General features: G+C 68.4%; 22 protein-coding genes. 21 read left to right on the top strand and 1 reads right to left on the bottom strand.

All coding sequences use genetic code 11. The features are described 5' to 3' along the window. Positions 1 to 48: 48 nt before the first annotated feature. The 11 genes from HWX09_RS18795 (at position 49) to HWX09_RS18745 (ending at position 9,718) form a co-directional block, all read left to right on the top strand. Complete coding sequence (locus HWX09_RS18795; protein ID WP_027780968.1) at positions 49 to 1,860, top strand: putative porin; 1,812 nt, start codon at positions 49 to 51, stop codon at positions 1,858 to 1,860. A gap of 12 nt (positions 1,861 to 1,872) precedes the next feature. Then, positions 1,873 to 2,544, top strand: a complete 672-nt coding sequence (locus HWX09_RS18790) for a hypothetical protein (protein WP_027780967.1) — start codon at positions 1,873 to 1,875, stop codon at positions 2,542 to 2,544. Between the two features lie 59 nt (positions 2,545 to 2,603). Then, positions 2,604 to 3,176 (top strand): YbjN domain-containing protein, encoded by a 573-nt coding sequence (locus HWX09_RS18785; protein WP_027780966.1) that lies wholly within the window; start codon positions 2,604 to 2,606, stop codon positions 3,174 to 3,176. Further along, positions 3,173 to 3,592 carry a hypothetical protein gene (locus tag HWX09_RS18780; protein ID WP_230469037.1) on the top strand — a complete coding sequence of 140 codons (420 nt, stop codon included), beginning with the start codon at positions 3,173 to 3,175 and terminating at the stop codon, positions 3,590 to 3,592. The genes HWX09_RS18785 and HWX09_RS18780 overlap by 4 nt, the downstream gene beginning before the upstream one ends. Positions 3,593 to 3,638: 46 nt before the next feature. After that, positions 3,639 to 4,529 carry a peptidylprolyl isomerase gene (locus HWX09_RS18775; RefSeq protein WP_027780964.1) on the top strand — a complete coding sequence of 297 codons (891 nt, stop codon included), beginning with the start codon at positions 3,639 to 3,641 and terminating at the stop codon, positions 4,527 to 4,529. An 8-nt stretch (positions 4,530 to 4,537) separates the two neighbouring features. After that, positions 4,538 to 5,443, top strand: coding sequence for a hypothetical protein (locus HWX09_RS18770; protein ID WP_027780963.1), 906 nt, complete (start codon positions 4,538 to 4,540; stop codon positions 5,441 to 5,443). A 40-nt stretch (positions 5,444 to 5,483) separates the two neighbouring features. After that, entirely contained in the window at positions 5,484 to 5,861 is a 378-nt protein-coding gene (locus HWX09_RS18765) for a hypothetical protein (RefSeq protein ID WP_027780962.1), read from the top strand. An 80-nt stretch (positions 5,862 to 5,941) separates the two neighbouring features. After that, the gene (locus HWX09_RS18760) at positions 5,942 to 7,357 is read left to right on the top strand and encodes a Do family serine endopeptidase (protein WP_027780961.1); all 1,416 of its coding nucleotides are present in this window, start codon (positions 5,942 to 5,944) and stop codon (positions 7,355 to 7,357) included. 119 nt (positions 7,358 to 7,476) lie between these two features. Continuing rightward, positions 7,477 to 7,956: a hypothetical protein gene (locus HWX09_RS18755; RefSeq protein WP_034185226.1), complete on the top strand. Its 480-nt coding sequence runs from the start codon at positions 7,477 to 7,479 to the stop codon at positions 7,954 to 7,956. Between the two features lie 99 nt (positions 7,957 to 8,055). Then, on the top strand, positions 8,056 to 8,535 hold the full coding sequence (gene tecA, locus HWX09_RS18750; protein ID WP_027780960.1) for a type 6 secretion system effector deamidase TecA: 480 nt from the start codon (positions 8,056 to 8,058) through the stop codon (positions 8,533 to 8,535). 289 nt (positions 8,536 to 8,824) lie between these two features. Continuing rightward, the gene (locus HWX09_RS18745) at positions 8,825 to 9,718 is read left to right on the top strand and encodes an IclR family transcriptional regulator (RefSeq protein WP_027780959.1); all 894 of its coding nucleotides are present in this window, start codon (positions 8,825 to 8,827) and stop codon (positions 9,716 to 9,718) included. A gap of 99 nt (positions 9,719 to 9,817) precedes the next feature. Here the strand turns inward: HWX09_RS18745 and HWX09_RS18740 are convergent, their stop codons facing one another. Beyond that, complete coding sequence (locus HWX09_RS18740; RefSeq protein ID WP_027780958.1) at positions 9,818 to 10,897, bottom strand: porin; 1,080 nt, start codon at positions 10,895 to 10,897, stop codon at positions 9,818 to 9,820. Between the two features lie 443 nt (positions 10,898 to 11,340). Here HWX09_RS18740 and HWX09_RS18735 point away from each other — a divergent pair, with 443 nt between their 5' ends. From HWX09_RS18735 to HWX09_RS18690, 10 genes are read left to right on the top strand one after another with little or no spacing between them, the layout of a single operon-like run. Then, positions 11,341 to 11,658 (top strand): non-heme iron oxygenase ferredoxin subunit, encoded by a 318-nt coding sequence (locus tag HWX09_RS18735; RefSeq protein WP_006489883.1) that lies wholly within the window; start codon positions 11,341 to 11,343, stop codon positions 11,656 to 11,658. Between the two features lies 1 nt (position 11,659). Continuing rightward, positions 11,660 to 11,971, top strand: coding sequence for a recombinase-like helix-turn-helix domain-containing protein (locus HWX09_RS18730; RefSeq protein WP_027780957.1), 312 nt, complete (start codon positions 11,660 to 11,662; stop codon positions 11,969 to 11,971). A 54-nt stretch (positions 11,972 to 12,025) separates the two neighbouring features. Next, a complete protein-coding gene (locus HWX09_RS18725) occupies positions 12,026 to 13,096 on the top strand; it encodes an aromatic ring-hydroxylating dioxygenase subunit alpha (RefSeq protein ID WP_027780956.1) in 1,071 nt (356 codons plus the stop codon). Next, positions 13,089 to 13,859: an SDR family oxidoreductase gene (locus HWX09_RS18720; RefSeq protein WP_027780955.1), complete on the top strand. Its 771-nt coding sequence runs from the start codon at positions 13,089 to 13,091 to the stop codon at positions 13,857 to 13,859. Before HWX09_RS18725 ends, HWX09_RS18720 begins: the two co-directional genes overlap by 8 nt. Before the next feature lie 44 nt (positions 13,860 to 13,903). Beyond that, complete coding sequence (locus HWX09_RS18715; protein ID WP_027780954.1) at positions 13,904 to 14,431, top strand: cupin domain-containing protein; 528 nt, start codon at positions 13,904 to 13,906, stop codon at positions 14,429 to 14,431. A gap of 18 nt (positions 14,432 to 14,449) precedes the next feature. Beyond that, positions 14,450 to 15,346, top strand: a complete 897-nt coding sequence (locus HWX09_RS18710) for an alpha/beta fold hydrolase (protein WP_027780953.1) — start codon at positions 14,450 to 14,452, stop codon at positions 15,344 to 15,346. After that, positions 15,343 to 16,200, top strand: coding sequence for an IclR family transcriptional regulator (locus HWX09_RS18705; protein WP_027780952.1), 858 nt, complete (start codon positions 15,343 to 15,345; stop codon positions 16,198 to 16,200). The genes HWX09_RS18710 and HWX09_RS18705 overlap by 4 nt, the downstream gene beginning before the upstream one ends. Continuing rightward, on the top strand, positions 16,197 to 16,994 hold the full coding sequence (locus tag HWX09_RS18700) for an SDR family oxidoreductase (RefSeq protein WP_027780951.1): 798 nt from the start codon (positions 16,197 to 16,199) through the stop codon (positions 16,992 to 16,994). The genes HWX09_RS18705 and HWX09_RS18700 overlap by 4 nt, the downstream gene beginning before the upstream one ends. Next, complete coding sequence (locus HWX09_RS18695) at positions 16,987 to 18,654, top strand: thiamine pyrophosphate-binding protein (RefSeq protein WP_027780950.1); 1,668 nt, start codon at positions 16,987 to 16,989, stop codon at positions 18,652 to 18,654. Before HWX09_RS18700 ends, HWX09_RS18695 begins: the two co-directional genes overlap by 8 nt. Further along, positions 18,647 to 19,474, top strand: a complete 828-nt coding sequence (locus HWX09_RS18690) for an aspartate dehydrogenase (protein WP_027780949.1) — start codon at positions 18,647 to 18,649, stop codon at positions 19,472 to 19,474. The genes HWX09_RS18695 and HWX09_RS18690 overlap by 8 nt, the downstream gene beginning before the upstream one ends. Positions 19,475 to 19,541 lie beyond the last annotated feature (67 nt).

The following is a 19,541-nucleotide window of genomic DNA, read 5'->3' as shown; positions in this document are numbered from 1 at the left end:
TGCTCTTTTCCTTTCTGCCACGAACGACGGTGTTTCTCGGAGTAATCGATGATTCGGAAGATGAACGGACGGGGCGGGGTGCCCTGCAACGGCGCGCCGCCCGCGCGCCTGTCGCGCGTCGGCGCGGCGGTGCTGACGCTCGGGTTGACGTGCGCATCCGTCGCGCAGGGGCAATCGCTCGAGGCGCAGGCGGCATCGGGGAAGGCCGCGCCGACGGAAAGCGTGGTGATCAACCTGATCAACCTGCTTGTCAAGCGAGGCGTGCTCACGCAGCAGATTGCGAACGAGCTGATCAGCGAGGCGCGCACGGAGGCCGTGCACGCGCGGGCCGCGCGCGGGTCGGGCGCACCGGTCGTCGCGGGCGGCGTGGTCAATCCGCCGACGCAGCCGGGCGACGTCGCAGTGCCGTACGTACCGCAGCTCGTGCGCGACCAGATCCGCGACCAGGTGAAGCAGGAAGTGATCGCACAGGCGAAGGCCGAGAACTGGGCGCAGCCGAACACGTTCCCCGACTGGGTATCGCGGATCAAGCTCGACGGCGACCTGCGCGTGCGCGACGAGTATCACTTCTACGGCAGCCGCAACGCGAACAACGTCACGAACTTCGCGGCGATCAACCAGGGCAACGGGTTCGACATCAACCCGAACACCAACACGACGCAGTTGCCGACGCAGAACACCACGCAGAACCGCAACAACCTGTTGCGCTACCGTGCGCGGCTCGGCGTGACCGCGACGCTGTCCGACGAGATGATCGCCGGCATCCAGCTCGCGAGCGGCAACGACAACGGGCCCGTATCGACCACGTCGACCGCCGGCGGCGGCTTCGCGAAGAAGAACATCTGGCTGAACAAGGCGTTCTTCGCCTACCGGCCGACGCCGTGGCTGAACCTGACGGCCGGCCGCTTCGACAATCCGTTCTTCAAGTCGGATCTCGTGTTCGCCGACGACCTGATGATGGACGGGCTCGCGGCGAACCTGCGCCATGCGCTGCCGTGGAATCCGGACGTCACGCTGTTCGGCACGCTCGGCGTGTTCCCGATCCAGTACACGAGCGAGAACTTCCCGTCGAACAGCACCGACAAGGCCGGCAGCGACACGAAGTGGATGTTCGGCGCGCAGTTCGGCGCGGACTGGAAGATCGACGCGAAGAACCGGCTGCGCGGCGCGGTCGCGTACTACGACTTCCAGAACATGCGCGGCACGCTGTCGTCGCCGTGCGCGCTGTATCTCGGCGCGACGAGCTGCAACACCGACAACGAGGCGCCCGCATTCATGCAGGGCGGCAACACGCTGATCGCGCTGCGCAACATCGTGCAGAACCCGAACCTCGCGCCGGGGATGACGCCGCAGCCGCAACTCTTCGGGCTTGCGTACAACTACCGGCTGCTCGACCTGAAGGCGCAGTGGGACACGGTGGTGGCCGACCGCTTCAAGCTGCGCCTGGACGGCGAATTCGTGCGCAACCTCGCGTACAACGACAACAAGGCGTTCGCGGCGGCGTCGCTGCCGGTCAACAACTACGAAGCGACGTCGGTGAACGCGACGCGCGCCGACTATCGCAGCGGCCCGAACGGCTTCCTCGCGAAGGCGACGGTCGGCGAGCCGGAGCCGCGCGAGAAGGGCCAGTGGAATTTCTCGATCGCGTACAAGTACCTGCAGCCGGACGCGGTGCTCGACGCGTTCAACGATCCCGATTTCCATCTCGGCGGCACCAACGCACGCGGCTACGTGATCGGCGCGGCCTATGCGGTCGCGCGCGACACGTGGGTGTCGGCGCGCTACCTGAGCTCGAAGGAAGTGTACGGGCCGCCGGTATCGATCGACGTGCTGCAGATCGAGCTCAATGCTCGCTTCTGACCGGAGCCGCGAATGAATACGATCACTCGCACGATGCTGGCGGCCGCCGTGGCCGGCGCGCTGCTGCTCGCGGCCGTCGGCGCGCACGCGCAGAGCATCGAGGACAAGCTGCGCAGCCAGTTGCGCTCGACCGTGCAGGAGCTGCGCCAGTTGCAGGACGCCCAGGCGCAGTTGCAGAGCGACAAGGCGGCGGCCGAGAAGCAGCGCGACGATGCGCTCGCGCAACTGAAGGCGATGCAGGGGCAGCTTGCAGCGGCGCGCGGCGACTCGGGCGCCGAGGCGGCCGCGAAGCGCGCGCTCGCGCAGGAGCGGGCCGGCCGCGAGCAGGACGCGAAGTCGCTCGCGAAATACAAGGCGTCCTATGAGGACTTGCTCGCCGTATCGCGCGCCCGCGATGCGCAGCAAACGCAACTGCAGAAGGAAGTCACCGCGCGTGACACGCAACTGAAAACCTGCCAGGCACACAATGCCGAGTTGTATCGCGTCGGGCACGAGATTCTCGACGCGTACGAGCATGTCGGGATCGGCACGTTCTTCTCGTCGCGCCAGCCGTTCGCACAGTCGGCGCGCGTGAAATACGACGATCTCGCGCAGCGCTACGGCGATGCGTTGTATGCGGGAAAGTACGATCCGGCCGCGCGTGCGGCCGCCGCGGCACCGGCATCGGCGGCGAGCGCACCGTGAGCGTGTCGCCCGATACCGCATTGGAATCCATCGATTCGTCGAACAGGGGGAACCTCGACATGCAAGACCAGCAACCGAACGCCGGCGCCGAACGCGCGGCACACGATGCGCCGATCGAGGCGATCAGCGCGGACCACCTGGCCGACGTGCTGCGCCGTGCAGGTTATCGCGTGACGGCCGCCGAGCAGAACGGCGCGGTGCAACTGATGAGCGCGAGCCAGGGCGTCGGCTTCGCGGTGCGCTTCGGCAACCCGGCAGCGCCGCTCGCGCCGCAGGGGGCCGACACGCCGCTCGCCGCGCTGCCGTACATCGATTACACGCTGTCGTGCGTGCTGCAAGTGCAGGGCGAATTGCCGGCCGAACTCGTCGCGGACTGGAACCGCACCAAGCGCTTCGCGCGTCTCGCGAACCACGGGCAGTTTCTCGCGCTGGAGATGGACGTCGTCGTCGCGGGCGGCGTGTCCGAGCGCTATCTGCGTTCGACGGTCGAGCTGTGGGATCGGCTGATCCAGGAATTCCTGCTGCACCTGCGCAACCGCCCCGCGATGGCCGAGCAGGAAGCGGTGGCGCGGGCAGCGGCCGGTGAACCGCACGCCACGGCCGCAACCGTCGAAGCGGCCGCGCAATCGTGATCGTCGCGCACCGGCTCGGTGCCGCGCTGCGCGCGTTGCTGCCGGGACGCGCGCGAGCCGACGCGACGGCCGCGCGTGACGTGCCCGCCGCGTGGAGCAGGTACGCCCAACACGTCGCGCGGTGGCTGCAGACGGCGCTCGATGGCGACGATGCGGCCGCGGGCCGCCTGCGCGCGGACGTCGAACGTTGGGCCGACGCGCTGGCCGATGCCGGCGACGACGGGCCGGTACTGCCGGTGCGAGCGTGGGTCGACCGGCGCGGGCGGGTGACGCGGGTCGACAGCGCGGCGGCCGGGCATGCGGCGCTCGACGCCGCGCTGCACGAGGCACTTGCCGGCAGGGAGATCGGCATCGCACCGCCACGCGGGATGGCGCAACCGCTCGTCCTGCGCGTGACGCTGACGGGCGCGCGCTGATACGGCGTCCGCATTCAAAAGAAGCAATCCAGAAGGCAGTCGAACGATGATGACGAAGATGAAGATGCTGGCGATGGTGGCAGGCGGTCTCGTACTGGGCGCGCCGCTCGCGGCATGCGCCCAGGACGACGTGATCGCGAATGCCGCGCAGGCGTCGGTCACGCAGGCCGACATCGCCGGGCTGTTGAAGACGGTGAGCGCGGAAGGGCGCGAGCGTCTCGCGGCCGATCCCGCGGCGCTGGACCAGGTCGTGCGTTCGACGCTCGCGCAGAAGGCCGTGCTGGCCGAAGCGAAGTCGAAGGGCTGGGACCGGCAGCCGCAGGTGCAGGCTGCCGTCGAGCAGGCGCAGCGCGAAATCGTCGTGCGCAGCTATCTCGCGTCGGTGAATACGCCGCCGGCCGACTACCCGTCGGACGCGGAGCTCCAGTCGGCCTATGACAAGAATCGCGCGGCATTCACGGCGCCGCGCGCGCTGCACGTCGCGCAGATCTATATCGCGGTGCCGCCGAACGCGGATGCCGCGACGCTCGACAAGGCGCGCAAGCAGGCCGCCGATCTCGCGAGCCGCGCGCGCAACGGCGATTTCGCGGCGCTGGCGAAGGCGAACTCGCAGGACAAGGCGAGCGCCGCGAACGGCGGCGATCTCGGTTTCGTGCCCGATCAGTCGATGGTGCCGGCGGTCCGTCAGGCAGCCGACGCGTTGAAGCCGGGCCAGGTATCCGCGCCGATCCAGACGCCGGCCGGTTTCCACGTCGTGAAGCTGATCGAGATCCGCGCGGCCGCGCCGCGTCCGCTGGCCGACGTGAAGGAGCAACTGCGTGCGATGCTGCGCGCCCAGCGCACGCAGCAGAATGCCCAGGCGTATCTCGCGAAGCTGGCCGCGAACGCACCGATCAACGAAGACGCGCTGAAGAAAGCGCTCGCGTCGGCCCGGTAGGCGCGCTCATGGCCACGCTCCGTTCGACGCCGCGCGTCGAGGCGCCCGACGCGCGTACGCCGGGGCGTCGTCGCTCCGGCGCCGCCTCCGACCGTCCGCGCATGCCGAAGGCGAACCCGTGGCCGGGCCGGCCCGGCGAGTGGCCGACGCATTGTCCGCTTTGCTTCGGCGCGCTGGAGCCGCTGCCCGGTGCGGGCGGCTATGCGCGGCACCGGAGCGCGCGATGTTCGGCGCAGTGCGTGCTCACCACACGCCAGTATCAACCGGAGGAACCGACGATTCGCGGCTCGCGCGACGTGCAGGTCGCGGCGCGTCATCGGGACCGTTTCATTGCGCAATGGCCGCGCCATTACGCGCTGATGCGGCACGCGTGGCCCGCGCTCACGATCGGGCGCTTCATCGCGGTGATCTCGTGCGCGGATGTCGCGGATCTTTGGTCATACCGGACGTTGCGCGACGACGATCTCGCCGCCGTACTGCTCGTCCTGGCCGGGTTCCTGCGCGTGCCGGAGGCGTCGGGCGCCGCTGCGTCGGGTGCCCGTATGCCCGGTGCCGGTACGCCCGCTGCCGGTACGCCCGCTGCCGGTATGCCCGGCGCCGGTATGCCGGCCGACGATGCGCGTCCGCCCGCCGTTCGCTGGGTGCGCTTCTGGTTCGACGCGAGCGTGCGCGACGTCGGCGATCTGTGGACGGCCGGCAACGACGCCTCCCCGCTGTTTCGCGTCGACTACCGGGAGCCGCTCGTCACGCCGTATCCGACCGGCGCGCAGGTGCACGCGTGGCAGCCGGTCGACGGCATGCGCGATGCGTGGGCGCGGCATGTCGATGCGGGCGAACCGGCCGTCGACGCAGCCGATCGCGCGGCGTTCGGACGCTTCCTGGCCCGCGCGCCGGGGCCTGGCGCGGGAGGATGACGACATGCGCGCAACGGAGTCGTTACCGATGCAGGCATGGATGAAGATGCGACGAAACGGCATCGCGGCGATCGCCTGCCTGCTGCTGGCGGCCGGCGCGCATGCACAGGGCAGCCGCGCGGGAGCGAGCGTGCCCGCGCCGGCTGGTCCGGGTTCGGCGGCGAAGCCGGTGTGCGTCGACGCGGAAGTCGACGGCAAGCGCGCGCTGTCGTACGACTGCCTGAGCGAACAACTGAAGCCGAAGGCCGAGCCCCAGGCGGGCGCGTCGCAAACGGATGCGGAGCGGCTGTCGAAACAGCCGTCGAACCGGCTCGGCACGTTCAACCTGTCGACCGAGCGGAATCGCTTCGGCTCGAACTGGGGCCGGTCGGTGACGCCGCAACGGCCCGATGCGCCGATCGCGGTGCCGCCGAGGTAAGTGATGGCGCGGCCGGTCGCGTGGCGCGGGGCAGCGACGAGCCGGCGGCGTGCCGGCGCGAACCGACGAGGAGCAGTCACATGAAAGCGGGCAGGCACACGGGTCGGACGGCGTCGTCGTGGGTGATCGCGGGAGCGCTCGCGTTTGCCTGCGCTTGCGCGACGACACAGTCCGCCGAGCGGCCCGCGCAAGCGGTTGCCGCGCCATCGACGGTCGTGATGCCGAACTTCGCCGCGCTGGTCCGGCGCGTCGGCCCGGCCGTCGTCAACATCAGCGTCACGCGCGAAGTCACGCAGATGGGGATCCAGTTGCCGCCCGGCATCGCGCCCGATCATCCGCTCGCGCCGTTTCTCGCGCGGCGCGTGATCGGCAACCGCGAGGAGGTGAGTCTCGGCTCCGGCTTCATCGTCGGCGCGGACGGCGTGATCCTGACCAACCGGCACGTGGTCGGCGACGCGGTCGCCATCGACGTGAAGCTGACCGACAAGCGCCAGTTCAAGGGGCGGGTGATCGGCAGCGATCCGGTATCCGACGTCGCGGTGATCCGCATCGACGCGCACGATCTGCCGGTCGTCGCGACCGGCGACCCGGCGCGCACCGAGGTCGGCGACTGGGTCATGGCGATCGGGTCGCCGTACGGGTTCGCGAATACCGTCACGCAGGGCATCGTCAGCGCGAAGTCGCGCGCGCTGCCCGGCGAGCAGGCGATTCCGTTCATCCAGACCGACGTGCCGATCAATCCTGGCAATTCGGGCGGCCCGCTGTTCGACCTGAGCGGCCGCGTGATCGCGATCAACTCGATGATCTTCTCGAAGACGGGCGGCTACCAGGGGCTCGCGTTCGCGATTCCGATCGACATCGCGCTCGACGTGAAGGACCAGTTGCTGCGCACCGGCAAGGTCACGCGCGGCCGGCTCGGCGTGGCCCTGCAGGAAGTGAGCCAGGCGCTTGCGCGCTCGTTCGGCCTCGCGAGCCCGGACGGCGCGCTGATCACGATGGTCGAGCCGGACGGCCCGGCCGCGCACGCGGGCCTGCAGGCGGGCGACGTCGTGCTCGCGGTCGACGGCAAGCCGGTCGCGGAATCGGCGGACCTGCTCGGCACGATTGCGGGCATGCGGGCGGGGCGGCAAGCCGATCTGCTCGTGTGGCGCGCGGGCCGGGCGATGCACGTCATCGCGACGGTCGGCGCGTTCGACAGCGGCACGGCATCGGCCGGCGGCGAACAGGGGCCCGCGCGGTTCGGGCTCGTGCTGCGGGTCGCGACGGAGCGGGAGCGCCAGCAACTCGGCGTCGGCCAGGCCCTCGTCGTCGAGCAGGCGAGCGGCCAGGCCGCGCGCGCGGGGTTGCAGCCCGGCGATGTCGTGCTGTCGGTCAATGGCGCGCCGGTCGCGAGCATCGGCGCGCTGATGGCCGGGATCGACGCCGCGCACGGCAACGTCGCGCTGCTGGTGCAGCGCGGCGGTACGCGGCTGTATGTACCGATCGAGATCGGGTGAGCGGGTACAGCCGTGCGACACGAAGGCAATGCGAGCGCAGTGCGAAGGACTGCGTGAATGACGGCGCGAGGGCCGCGCACGAAACGGCGCGGGGGCGATTTGTCGAAACGGGAGGCGGGATGAAGCGAACGCAGGAGTGGGGCGCATCCGGGTGGCTGCGGGCAATCGTCGTCGCATGTGCGCTGGCCGTATGTGCCACGTCGGCCGCGCCGCAGACGGCCGACGTGCCGCAGGCATGGATCCGTTACGGCCAGCTCGCCGGGCGGCAGTTCCAGACGTGGCTCGAAGCGGACGGCGACGCGGCCGATCGGCTCCACCGCTATCTCGAGACGCGAGTACTGAACGCGCACGCCGATGCGCCGCCGCCCGCGATCGTCGTGCGTGCGTGGATCGGCGCGAACGGCGCCGTCACGCGCATCGAGTTCGCGTCGCTCGGCGATCCGGATGCGGACGCGACGCTGCGGCAACTCCTGACGGCCGGCCCGCTGAGCGAGTCGCCGCCGCCCGACATGCTGCAGCCGTTGCGCGTGCGCCTTCGGCTCGCGCCGAATCCCGACGCGGCGGCGGCCGCACCGGCGTCGGCGGCGCGCATGCCATGACGTTCCGGACCGGGTAGACGGCAGCGGATATCATAATAAGATATGAAGATATCGAATCGGCGGGACAATGATGTCCCGCTTTCCTGAGAGGAGCTATCCGTGCAACTGACCCAGTTAGGCGGGCACGTCGCCCAATCCGGCATCGCCGAGCGGCAAAAACACGCGCAGGCGCTGATGTTCGGGATGGCGAACATCGACGAGTACGTGTCCGGCGGCGTCTGCTACGACGCCGCGGCGTATGTCCGGTATCTGCTGCGAGCCGACGCGATGATCGCGCCCGGTGCGCTGCTCGACACGATCGGCCAGCTGTGGAAGACGCGCTTCAACTTCGAGACCGGCGATCAATGGGACGGACGCGCGAGCATTCCCGCGGGCACCGCGGTCGGCTTCGCCCGCGGCGCGAATGTCTTTCACGCCGCGATCGCCGTTGGCGGCACCCGGATCCGCGGGATCAACGGCGGCCTGCTGGGCGCCGGATGGCTGCATCCGGTCGATCTGGCGCGGGTGCTGCAGCCGGATCCGGCCGGCGGCTTTGCGTACGACCGCACGACCATTCGCGTCTATCTGTCGCGCCTGTAGGCTGTCCGGCGTCGAATCCCGCGCTGTTTCCACCGTTACCCGTTGACGGCCGCGCGCGAGCGCCGCGCGGCCGCCTTCCCGCCGTTCGGCGATATCCGCATGGCGTCGCGCCGTCCAACGCTGCTATCCTCTCGACCTTGAATGACGCGTCATGGCGGCGCCCGCACGCATGCCGCCTCGCGGCGCCGCGCGCCGGTGCGAGCCCACGCGCGCACTGAGGTAGCATGACTGAATATCCACGACGATCCATGGCCTGTTTCGTGACCGACTTCCTTTCGTCCATGTCCACATGGTCAAGACAACGATGAGCGATGCACCTGATCCGGCAGCGCCCGGCGACGACGAGCCGTCGGGCGGCGCGTCGTCCTATCTGGTGCCGGGGCTCGAACGCGGACTGCGGATTCTCGCCGAATTCTCCGCGCGCGAGCCCGTGCTCGGCGCGCCCGAGCTGTCGAAGCGCATCGGCATTCCGCGCACGACCACGTTCCGCCTGCTGCAGACGCTCGAGGCGCTCGGTTTTCTCGAGCGTGTGAACGGCGACCGCTATTTCCGGCTCGGCGTCGGCGTGCTGCGGCTCGGCTTCGAATATCTGAATTCGCTCGAACTGACCGATCTCGGCGCGCCCGTGCTCGAACGGCTGCGCGATTCGACCGGCCTGTCGACGCACCTGCTGATCCGCGACCAGCGCGACGTGGTGTTCGTCGCGAAGGCGCAGAGCAATGCTTCGATGTTCGGTTCGGTGAAGGTGCACGTCGGCACGCGCCTGCCCGCGCATGCGACGGTGCACGGGCACGTGCTGATGGGCGACCTGACGCGCGATGCGTTGCGGCAGCTCTATCCGGAGAAGAAACTCGAACAGTTCACCGAGCGTACGCCCGGCACCGTCGACGAACTGTACGAACGCGTGCGTCATTACGCACGGCTCGGCTACGCCGTCAGCGAGGCGGCGTTCGAGAGCGGCATTTCGGCCGTGACCGCGCCCGTGCGCGATCACTCGGGCTCGATCGTCGCGGCGATCACCGCGACGGTGCCGCGCTCGGAGATCGGCGACGCCGGCGAGAAGGAGCGGCTCGTCGAAGCCGTGTGCGGCGCGGCGGTCGACCTGTCGCAACGGCTGAACTATCGACCGCTCGAAAGCGACCCGACGTTCGCGCATGCGCGCCACAAGGTCGCGATGTTCTGACGCGCGCGTCGAACCGGCCGCGGCGCGCGGCATCGCAAACGAAGAGAGCGGCCCGCGGGCCGCTCTTGTCATTTTCGGGCGCCGAACGCCCGAGGTCGCTCAGAACGAGTGATGAATCCCGGTCAGCACGATCACCTGGTTCGCGGTGCTCGACGTGCCGGCCGTGAAGAACGCGGCCTTTGCGCCGCCCGAACCGTGTTCAACCAGCACGTTCGCATACAACTGCGTGCGCTTCGACAACGCGTAGATGTCGCCGAGTTCGACCTGAGTCCAGCGGCGGCCGGCCAGCGTCGTGGTCGCCGCGCCGCCCGCGATCGTGTTGAACGCGCTGCTGCGGTAGTTCACGCCCGCGTCGTAGCTCTGGAACGTGTCGGAAAACCCGTTCGACTGCATCTTCACGCGCGTGTAGAGGCCGTGCACGAGGAAGTCGCCGATCTGGTACGACGCGCCCGCGCCGATGTTCTCGACCTTGTTCGCGAGATAGCCGTTCGCGGTGTTCTGCCCCTGGAACGACGCGATGCCCGTCTGACTGATCAGGATCGCGCGGTCGTGCTCGTTCGAGTAGACGGCCGACGCCTTGAACGGCCCGTTCGCATAGTTCAGCGCGACGCCGACCGATTTGCCGGTCGAGAAGTTCGTCGTATTGCCGAGCGCGAGCGTCGCCGCGGCCGAGAAGCCCGCGAAGGTCGGTGAGCGGTACTTCACCGAATTGTTGTACGGCACGTTGCCGGTCGCGGCCAGCCCGTCGATGTTGCCCGGGTGGAACGCGTACCAGCTCATCGCGAGGTACGCCGTGCTGAGCGGATCGAGATAGTCGAACGTGAGCGGCGTCTGGCGGCCGAGCGTCAGCGTGCCGTAGCGCTCCGAGCTGAGGCCGACGAACGCCGCGCGATTCCAGATCGTGTTCGCGGTCGCGAACTGCCCGTTGTTCGTATAGAAGCCGTTTTCCAGCTGGAAGATCGCCGACAGCCCGCTGCCGAGATCTTCCTTACCCTTCAGTCCCCAGCGATCGGGCTGCGTATTGCCCTGGATCATCGCCCACTTCGCGTGGCCGCCGACGTTGTTCACGTACGCGACACCCGCATCCAGGCTGCCGTACAGCACCACGCTGCTCTGCGCCCACGCGCCCGACGCGGCGCCCATTCCGATGACTGCCGCTGCTACCGCATGCTTGACCATTTTGTCTCCTGACTCTCCAACCTGATGAAAACGTGTGTGGCGGCTTGCGCAGCGGCGGCCGGCCGTCGCGCATGTTCATCGCCACATGGGCATTTGTATGTTCCATATAAGGAACAATGTGCCTCTGATGGAATGGAGTATAGAGGCGTCAAGCGCCGGAACAAAAATAAATTTTTCGGGACGGATGGGCGCCGTGCCGATGCCAGCCGACCCGGCGCGAGGTCTCAAAAAAGCCGATAAATCCCCGCTGCATAACAAAAAATTACATTCGATCAGGTAGGCGAAAGGGTTCGTCGACCTGACGGTCGGTGTTTTCCCTAGGACATGCAGCTTTTTGTTTTACTCGTGGAAAGTCGCTCCTATAATCACCATCCATAAACTGCTGTTCCTAATATGGAACAAATCGGAACAAACCGAGAGTCGATCAGAAGGAAGGGTGCGAGATGTCTGAACAATGGATTTGCGCCGGTCATGCCGGCGCGCTGTCGGAAGACACGCCGATCGAGTTTAAGCGGACCGACGGCGTGGAAATCGGGATCTACCGCGTCGGCGACGACGTGTATGCGCTCGAGAACGTGTGCCCGCATGCGTACGCGCTGCTGACGCAGGGGTTCGTCGACGAAGGCACGGTCGAATGCCCGCTGCACGAGGCCGTGTTCGACATCAAGACGGGCGAATGCCTGAAGGGGCCGGGCGGACGGGCGCTGAAGCAGTACGCGGTGCGCCTCGCCGGCGAGGAAATCCAGATCAAGGTGGAATGACATGAAAGAAGCAACCGTCAACTTCAATCCCTTCCTGAAGCCGTGGGTGGCGCCGCAGCCGAACAACATCGCGGGCAAGGGGCAGATCGAAATCCCCGGCCAGGTCGAGAACCAGGTCTGGCAGAACCGCAAGGCCGAACCGACCCAGTACGAGAACGACCTCGGCGATGCGCTCGAACGCGTGTTCGAGAGCGGCGCGACCGAACTGGACGACGTCGTCGCGGGCCTGAACCGCATCGGCTTCCGCGCGCCGGACGGCACCGCGTGGACCGCGGAGCGCTTCCGCGCCGAAATGGCCTCGCTGGCGGAATGAGCGCGCGTGCCGCGTGACCGCCGACCCGACGACAACCGCATCCGGAGCACACTGATGACGTCCCCCGCACAACACGAAGCCCAACACGACCCGGTTCGCGACTACCTCGACCGCGGCATCAAGAACTACTGGTATCCCGTCGCGCCGAGCTGGCAGGTGTCGAACGCACCGGTCGGCCTCACGCGCCTGTCCGAGCAGATCGTGCTGTGGCGCGATCACGAAGGAAAAGTCCACGCGCTGGAAGACCGCTGCCCGCATCGCGGCGCGCGCCTGTCGCTCGGCTGGAACCTCGGCGGCAACATCGCGTGCTGGTATCACGGCATCGAAGTCGACGGCGGCGGCACGGTCAACCGCGTGCCGGCCGTGTCGAACTGTCCGATGGAAGGCACGAAGTGCGTGAAGTCGTATCCGGTCGAAGAGAAAGCCGGCGCGATCTTCCTGTGGTTCGGCGACGAAGCGCACGGCGAGCCGGCGCCGCTGAATCTGCCGGAAGAACTGGTCGCCGACGAGTACGGCCATTTCCTGTGCGTGTCGAACTGGAAGTGCAATTACCAGTACGCGATCGACAACGTGATGGACCCGATGCACGGCGCGTATCTGCACGCGACGTCGCACTCGATGGCCGAAGGCGACAAGCAGGCCGACATGCGCGTGCGCAAGACGGAAACGGGCCTGATGTTCGAGAAGATCGGCCAGCGCGACGTGAACTTCGACTGGGTCGAACTCGGCGAAACGGGCTGCCTGTGGATGCGCCTCGCGATTCCGTACAAGCAGAAGTTCGGCCCCGGCGGCAACTTCGGGATCATCGGCTTCGCGACGCCGGTCGACGGCGACCACTGCCAGGTCTATTTCTGGCGTACCCGCAAGGTCAGCGGCTGGCAGCGCGACGTGTGGCGCTTCATGTACCGCAACCGTCTCGAAGGCCTGCACTGGGACGTGCTCGAACAGGATCGCTACGTCCTCGAAAGCCTCGCGCCGCATGCGCGCGATCACGAATACCTGTACCAGCACGACATCGGTATCACGCGCGTGCGCCGGATGCTGCGCCAGCGTGCGCAGGAGCACCTGTCCGCGCTCGACGCGCATCGCGCGGCACACGCCGCTTCGGAGCCCGCGAATGGCTGAGTCCGCACCGGTCGTGGCACTGCCCGGTCGCCGCGTGCTCGTCACGGGCGGCGCGCGCGGTCTCGGCGCCGCATTCGTGAAGGCGCTGGTCGAAGCGGGCGCGCAGGTCGCGTTCGGCGACGTGCTGGCGGAAGAGGGCCGCGCGCTGGCCGCGCGGCTCGCGCAAGCCGGCCACACCGCGCATTTCTTCCCGCTCGACCTCGCCGATCCGGCCAGCATCGACGCATTCGTCGCGCAGGGCGCGGCGGCGCTCGGCGGTATCGACGCGCTGATCAACAACGCGGCGATCACGAACTCGGGCGGCAAGCTGTCGACGGAGCTCGACGTGTCGACGTGGGACGCCGTGATGAACGTGAACGTGCGCGGCGTGTGGCTCGTCAGCAATGCGGCGTTGCCGCACCTTGCGCAGTCGGGTCGCGGCGCGATCGTGAACCTGGCGTCGGACACCGCGCTGTGGGGTGCGCCGAAGCTGCTCGCGTACGTCGCCAGCAAGGGCGCGGTGATCGCGATGACGCATGCGCAGGCACGCGAGTTCGGCGCGCACGGCGTGACGGTCAACGCGATCGCGCCGGGGCTGACCGAAGTCGAGGCGACGGCGTACGTGCCGGCGGAACGCCACGCGTTCTACCTGCAGGGCCGCGCGCTCGCACGCGCGCAGGTGCCCGACGACGTGACGGGCCCCGTGCTGTTCCTGCTGTCGGACGGCGCGCGCTTCGTGACGGGGCAACTGCTGCCGGTCAACGGCGGCTTCGTCATGAATTGAATCGAATTGAATCGAAGTTTTCACTCGGAATGAAGGAGAGGACGATGGCGGACGCCGATCTCGAACGCAAGTCGTGGGACCAGCCGGAAGGCGCAAGCTTCAACGACTGGATGGAAGGGCGTGTCGCGCGCTACGCGACGCGACGCTACGACTGGGACGCACTGAAGTTCCAGGCCGACTACGACCCGAAGTACCGCCGTGCGCAGATGCGCTATGTCGGCACGGGCGGCACGGGAGTCGCGAAGGACGTCAACACGGTGCCGGCCGGCAACTTCACGTTCTCGACGATGGTCATCCCGGCCGGCAACATCGGCCCGAGCCACATCCACGTCGACGTCGAGGAAATCTTCTTCGTGCTGCGCGGCAAGATGAAGGTGATCTGCGAACGCGACGGCGAGACGTGGGAAGCGATCCTCGGCGAGCGCGACCTGATCTCGGTGCCGCCGGGCGTGTATCGCACGGAAATCAACATCGGCGAGGAAGACGCGCTGATGTGCGTGATGCTCGGTTCGTCGAAGCCGATCACGCCGACGTATCCGCCCGATTCGCCGCTCGCGAAGATCAAGCGTTGAGACGGAGCGGGTAAAGCAATGAGTGTCATCGACAAACGTGAACGCGACCGCAACGCGGCATTCGCCGCGCTGCTCGGGCAGTTTCCCGAGCAGCGTTGCGCAGCCGGCGCGGCGGGCACGATCGGCTACCGCGAGGCCGGCGCGCAGCATGCGGGCCGCGCGCTGCCCGTCGTGCTGCTGCACGGGATCGGCTCGGGCGCCGCATCGTGGGTCCGCCAGCTCGACACGCTCGGCGCGTCGCGTCGCGTGCTCGCGTGGGATGCGCCCGGTTACGGCGTGTCGACGCCCGTGCACGGCGCGTCGCCCGCCGCCGCCGATTACGCGGCATCGCTGAACGCGTGGCTCGAGGCACTCGGCATCGAACGCTGCGTGCTGGTCGGTCATTCGCTCGGCGCGATCATCGCAGGCGGTCTCGCCCGCGTGATGCCCGCGCGGATCGCCGGCCTGCTGCTGGTGTCGCCCGCGGGCGGCTACGGCAGCGCACCGGCCGACACTCGCGAATCGCGCCGCGACGCGCGGCTCGCGATGCTCGCCGAACTCGGTCCGGCCGGGCTCGCCGAGCAGCGCAGCGGCAACATGCTGTCGGGTTTCGCGAACGAGGAGGCTCGGGCGTGGGTGCGCTGGAACATGGCGCGCATCGTGCCGGCCGGCTACGCGCAGGCCACGCATCTGCTCGCGAACGCCGATCTCGCGGCCGATCTCGCCGGCTTCCGCGGCCGCACGGCCGTGGCCGTCGGCGCGAACGACGCGATCACGCCGCCTGCCGCGTGCGAACGGATCGCCGCGGCCGCGCACGTCGGGCTGCAGGTGATTCCGCAGGCGGGGCATGCGGGTTACGTGGAGGCGCCGGCCGTTTATTCCGCACTGATCGACTCGTTCTGCCGGCAATGCGATCAGCAGTGGGGGCTGGCATGAGCGAACCGCTGCAACAAAACGAATCCGAAAACGCGAAGGCCGAGGCCAGCTACGTGGTACCGGGCCTCGAGCGCGGGCTGCGCATCCTCGCCGAATTCTCGCCGCGCGAGCCCGTGCTCGGCGCGCCCGAGTTGTCGAAGCGGCTCGGCATTCCGCGCACGACGGTGTTCCGTCTGCTGCAGACGCTCGAATCGCTCGGCTTTCTCGAACGCGCGGACAAGGATCGCAACTACAAGCTCGGCATCGCCGTGCTGCGGCTCGGCTTCGAATACCTGAGCTCGCTGGAATTGACCGATCTCGGCCTGCCGGTGATCGAGAGCCTGCGCGATGCGACCGGCTTCACGACGCACATCGTGATCCGCGACGGCCGCGACGTGGTGTTCGTCGCGAAGGCGCAGAGCCAGTCGCCGGTGTTCAGCTCGATCCGCGTGAACGTCGGCACACGGCTGCCCGCGTATGCGACGACGCACGGCCACGTGCTGATGGGCGACCTGTCGCTGAAGGAGCTGCATGCGCTGTATCCGGAAGGCGTGCTGAACCGTATGACGAGCGCGACGCCGGAAACGGTCGATGCGCTGTACGAAGTGATCCGCGAGGATGCGCTGCGCGGCTACGGCGTCAGCAATTCGTCGTTCGAGCGCGGGATCTCGGTCGTCACGGCGCCGGTGCGCAACGAGACGCAGCGGATCGTCGCGTGCATCACGGTGACGGTGCCGCGTCCGGAGATCGACGCGGCGCTGATCGCGGACGGGCTGATCGACAAGGTGCAGCGCGCGGCGGCGGAATTGTCGCGGCGGCTCAATTACCGCTCGGATGACGAGCACACGTTTCTCAAGGCTTTAGGACTCCGATGATCCAGATCGATCTGACCGGGCAGGTGGCGGCGGTGACGGGCGGTTCGTCCGGCATCGGCCTCGCGACGGCCGAACGGTTCCTGCAGGCAGGCGCATCGGTCGCGATTTGCGGCCGCGACGGCGACCGCCTCGCCCGCGCCGAAGCGATGCTTCGCGACAAGTATGCGGATGCGCAACTGCTGGCCGTGCGCTGCAACGTACTCGACGAAACCGACGTGACCGGATTCGCGCAAGCGGTGTCCGCGCGTTTCGGCCGCGCCGACATGCTCGTCAACAACGCCGGCCAGGGCCGCGTGTCGACCTTCGCCGATACGACCGACGACGCGTGGCGCGAAGAACTCGAACTGAAGTACTTCAGCATCATCCGCCCGACGCGCGCGTTCCTGCCGCTGCTGCGCGACGCGCAGGCGCCGACGATCACCTGCGTGAACTCGCTGCTCGCGTTGCAGCCGGAGCCGCACATGGTCGCGACGTCGTCGGCGCGCGCCGGCGTGCTGAGCCTCGTGAAGTCGCTCGCGACCGAACTGGCGCCGCAGCGGATCCGCGTGAACTCGATCCTGATCGGCATCGTCGAGTCGGGGCAGTGGCGCCGCCGCTACGACACGCAGGCGCAGCCCGGCGAAAGCTGGGAGGACTGGACGGGCGCGCTCGCCCGCAAGAAGCACATTCCGCTGAATCGCTTCGGCAAGCCTGACGAGGCCGCCTGGGCACTTTTTTATCTCGCAACGCATCTGTCGTCCTACACGACGGGCAGCCATATCGACGTTTCTGGAGGCTTTGCACGCCATGTCTGAAAAAACCACGGTTGGCGAGCTGATTGCCGCCTTTCTCGAGCAGTGCGGCGTGAAAACCGCATTCGGTGTCATCTCGATCCACAACATGCCGATCCTCGACGCGATCAATTCGCGCGGCAACATCCGGTATGTCGGTGCGCGCGGTGAAGCGGGTGCGCTGAACATGGCCGACGGGCTGGCCCGCGTGTCGGGCGGCCTCGGCGTCGCGTTCACGAGCACCGGCACGGCGGCGGGCAACGCGGCCGGCGCGATGGTCGAGGCGCTGACGGCCGGCACCGCGCTGCTGCACGTGACGGGGCAGATCGAGACGCCGTACCTCGATCAGGATCTCGCGTACATCCACGAAGCGCCCGATCAGTTGTCGATGCTCGACTCGATCTCGAAGGCCGCGTTCCGGGTGCGCACGGTCGAAACCGTGCTGCCGACGATCCGCGAAGCCGTGCGCATCGCGCAGACCGCGCCGACGGGCCCCGTGTCCGTCGAGATTCCGATCGACATCCAGGCGGCCGAAATCGAATGGCCGGAAGACCTCGCACCCGCACACGTCGCGGTGCGCGAGCACGACGAAGCACGCGTCGCGAAGCTCGCCGACGCACTCGCGGCCAAGCGTCGCCCGCTGCTGTGGCTCGGCGGCGGCGCGCGGCACGCGCGCGCGGAAGTCGAACGCCTCGTGAAGCTCGGCTTCGGCGTCGTGACGAGCGTGCAGGGCCGCGGCGTGCTGCCCGAGGATCATCCGGCGACGCTCGGCGCGTTCAACGTGCACGCGTCGATCGAAGCGTTCTACAAGACCTGCGATGCGCTCGTCGTGGTCGGCTCGCGCCTGCGCGGCAACGAAACGCTGAAGTACAAGCTCGCGCTGCCGCAGCCGCTGTTCCGTGTCGATGCCGATGCGCTCGCCGACAACCGCGGCTATCGCAACGCGTTGTTCGTGCATGGCGATTCGAAGCGCGTGCTGGCCGAGCTGGCCGACCGCCTCGAAGGCCGCCTGTCGGTCGATCCGCAATTCGCGGCCGATCTCGCGGCGGCCCGCGAGGAGGCAGTGGCCGACGTGGCGAAGGGCCTCGGGCCATACAAGAAGCTCGTCGACACGCTGCAGGGCGCGGTGGGCCGCGACTACAACTGGGTGCGCGACGTGACGATCTCGAACAGCACGTGGGGCAACCGCCTGCTGAAGATCTTCGAGCCGCGCTCGGGCGTGCATGCGCTCGGCGGCGGCATCGGCCAGGGCATCCAGATGGGCATCGGCGCGGCGCTCGCGGGCGCCGCGGCGAAGACGGTCTGCCTCGTCGGCGACGGCGGCCTGATGGTCAACGTCGGCGAGCTCGTGACGGCCGTGCAGGAAAACGCGAACGTGATGATCGTGCTGATGAACGACCAGTGCTACGGCGTGATCCGCAACATCCAGGACGCGCACTACGGCGGCCGCCGCTGCTTCGTGCAGCTGCACCAGCCCGATTTCGCGCAGTTCTGCGCGAGCTTCGGCCTCACGCACTACCGGATCACGTCGCTCGACCAGGCCGAGGCGATCGTGCGCGAAGGGATCGCGAAGGAAGGGCCGGTGATGGTCGAGGTCGACATGCTGTCGGTCGGCTCGTTCGCGTCGGCATTCGCGGGCCCGCCGGTGAAGAAGGAAGCGCCGACGGAGCGCCAGTATGCGTAACGGGCAAAAGCGGGCCGACGCACCCGTCGACATCGCGATGATCGGCTTCGGCGCGATCGGCGCGGCCGTGTACCACGCGGTCGAGCACGATGCGTCGCTGCGCGTCGCGCACGTGATCGTGCCGGAACACCAGCGCGCGGCGGTTCAGCGCGAGCTCGGCGGCGCGGTGGAGGTCGTGTCGTCGGTCGACGCGCTGGCCCGTCGCCCCGAGTTCGCGCTCGAATGCGCGGGCCACAGCGCGCTCGTCGATCACGTCGTGCCGCTGCTGAAGGCCGGCACCGACTGCGCGGTCGCATCGATCGGCGCGCTGTCCGATCTCGCGCTGCTCGACGTGCTGTCGCGAGCGGCCGACGAAGGCGGCACGACGGTGACGCTGCTGTCCGGCGCGATCGGCGGCATCGACGCGCTGGCGTCCGCGAAGCAGGGCGGCCTCGACGAAGTGCTGTACGTCGGGCGCAAGCCGCCGCTCGGCTGGCTCGGCACGCCAGCCGAGGAATTGTGCGACCTGCGCGCGATGACCGAGGAAATGGTGATTTTCGAAGGCACTGCGCGCGATGCCGCGCGGCTGTACCCGAAGAACGCGAACGTCGCGGCGACGGTTGCGCTCGCGGGCCTCGGCCTCGACGCGACGCACGTGCGCCTGATCGCCGATCCGGCGATCGCGCGCAACGTGCACCGCATCACCGCGCGGGGCGCATTTGGCGAGATGTCGCTGGAAATGAGCGGCAAGCCGTTGCCCGACAACCCGAAGACGTCCGCGCTGACGGCGTACAGCGCGATTCGCGCGCTGCGCAACCGCGCGGCCCGCTGCGTGATCTGACCGGACCATCGAGCGTCCGCCCGCGCCACGGCGAGGGCGGATGTGCAGAGACAGATTTGTGGACTTG

It is taken from the genome of Burkholderia sp. BCC1208 (genome assembly GCF_902833095.1).
Taxonomy (GTDB): Bacteria; Pseudomonadota; Gammaproteobacteria; order Burkholderiales; family Burkholderiaceae; genus Burkholderia.
This window is presented reverse-complemented; position numbering and strand designations above follow the sequence as displayed.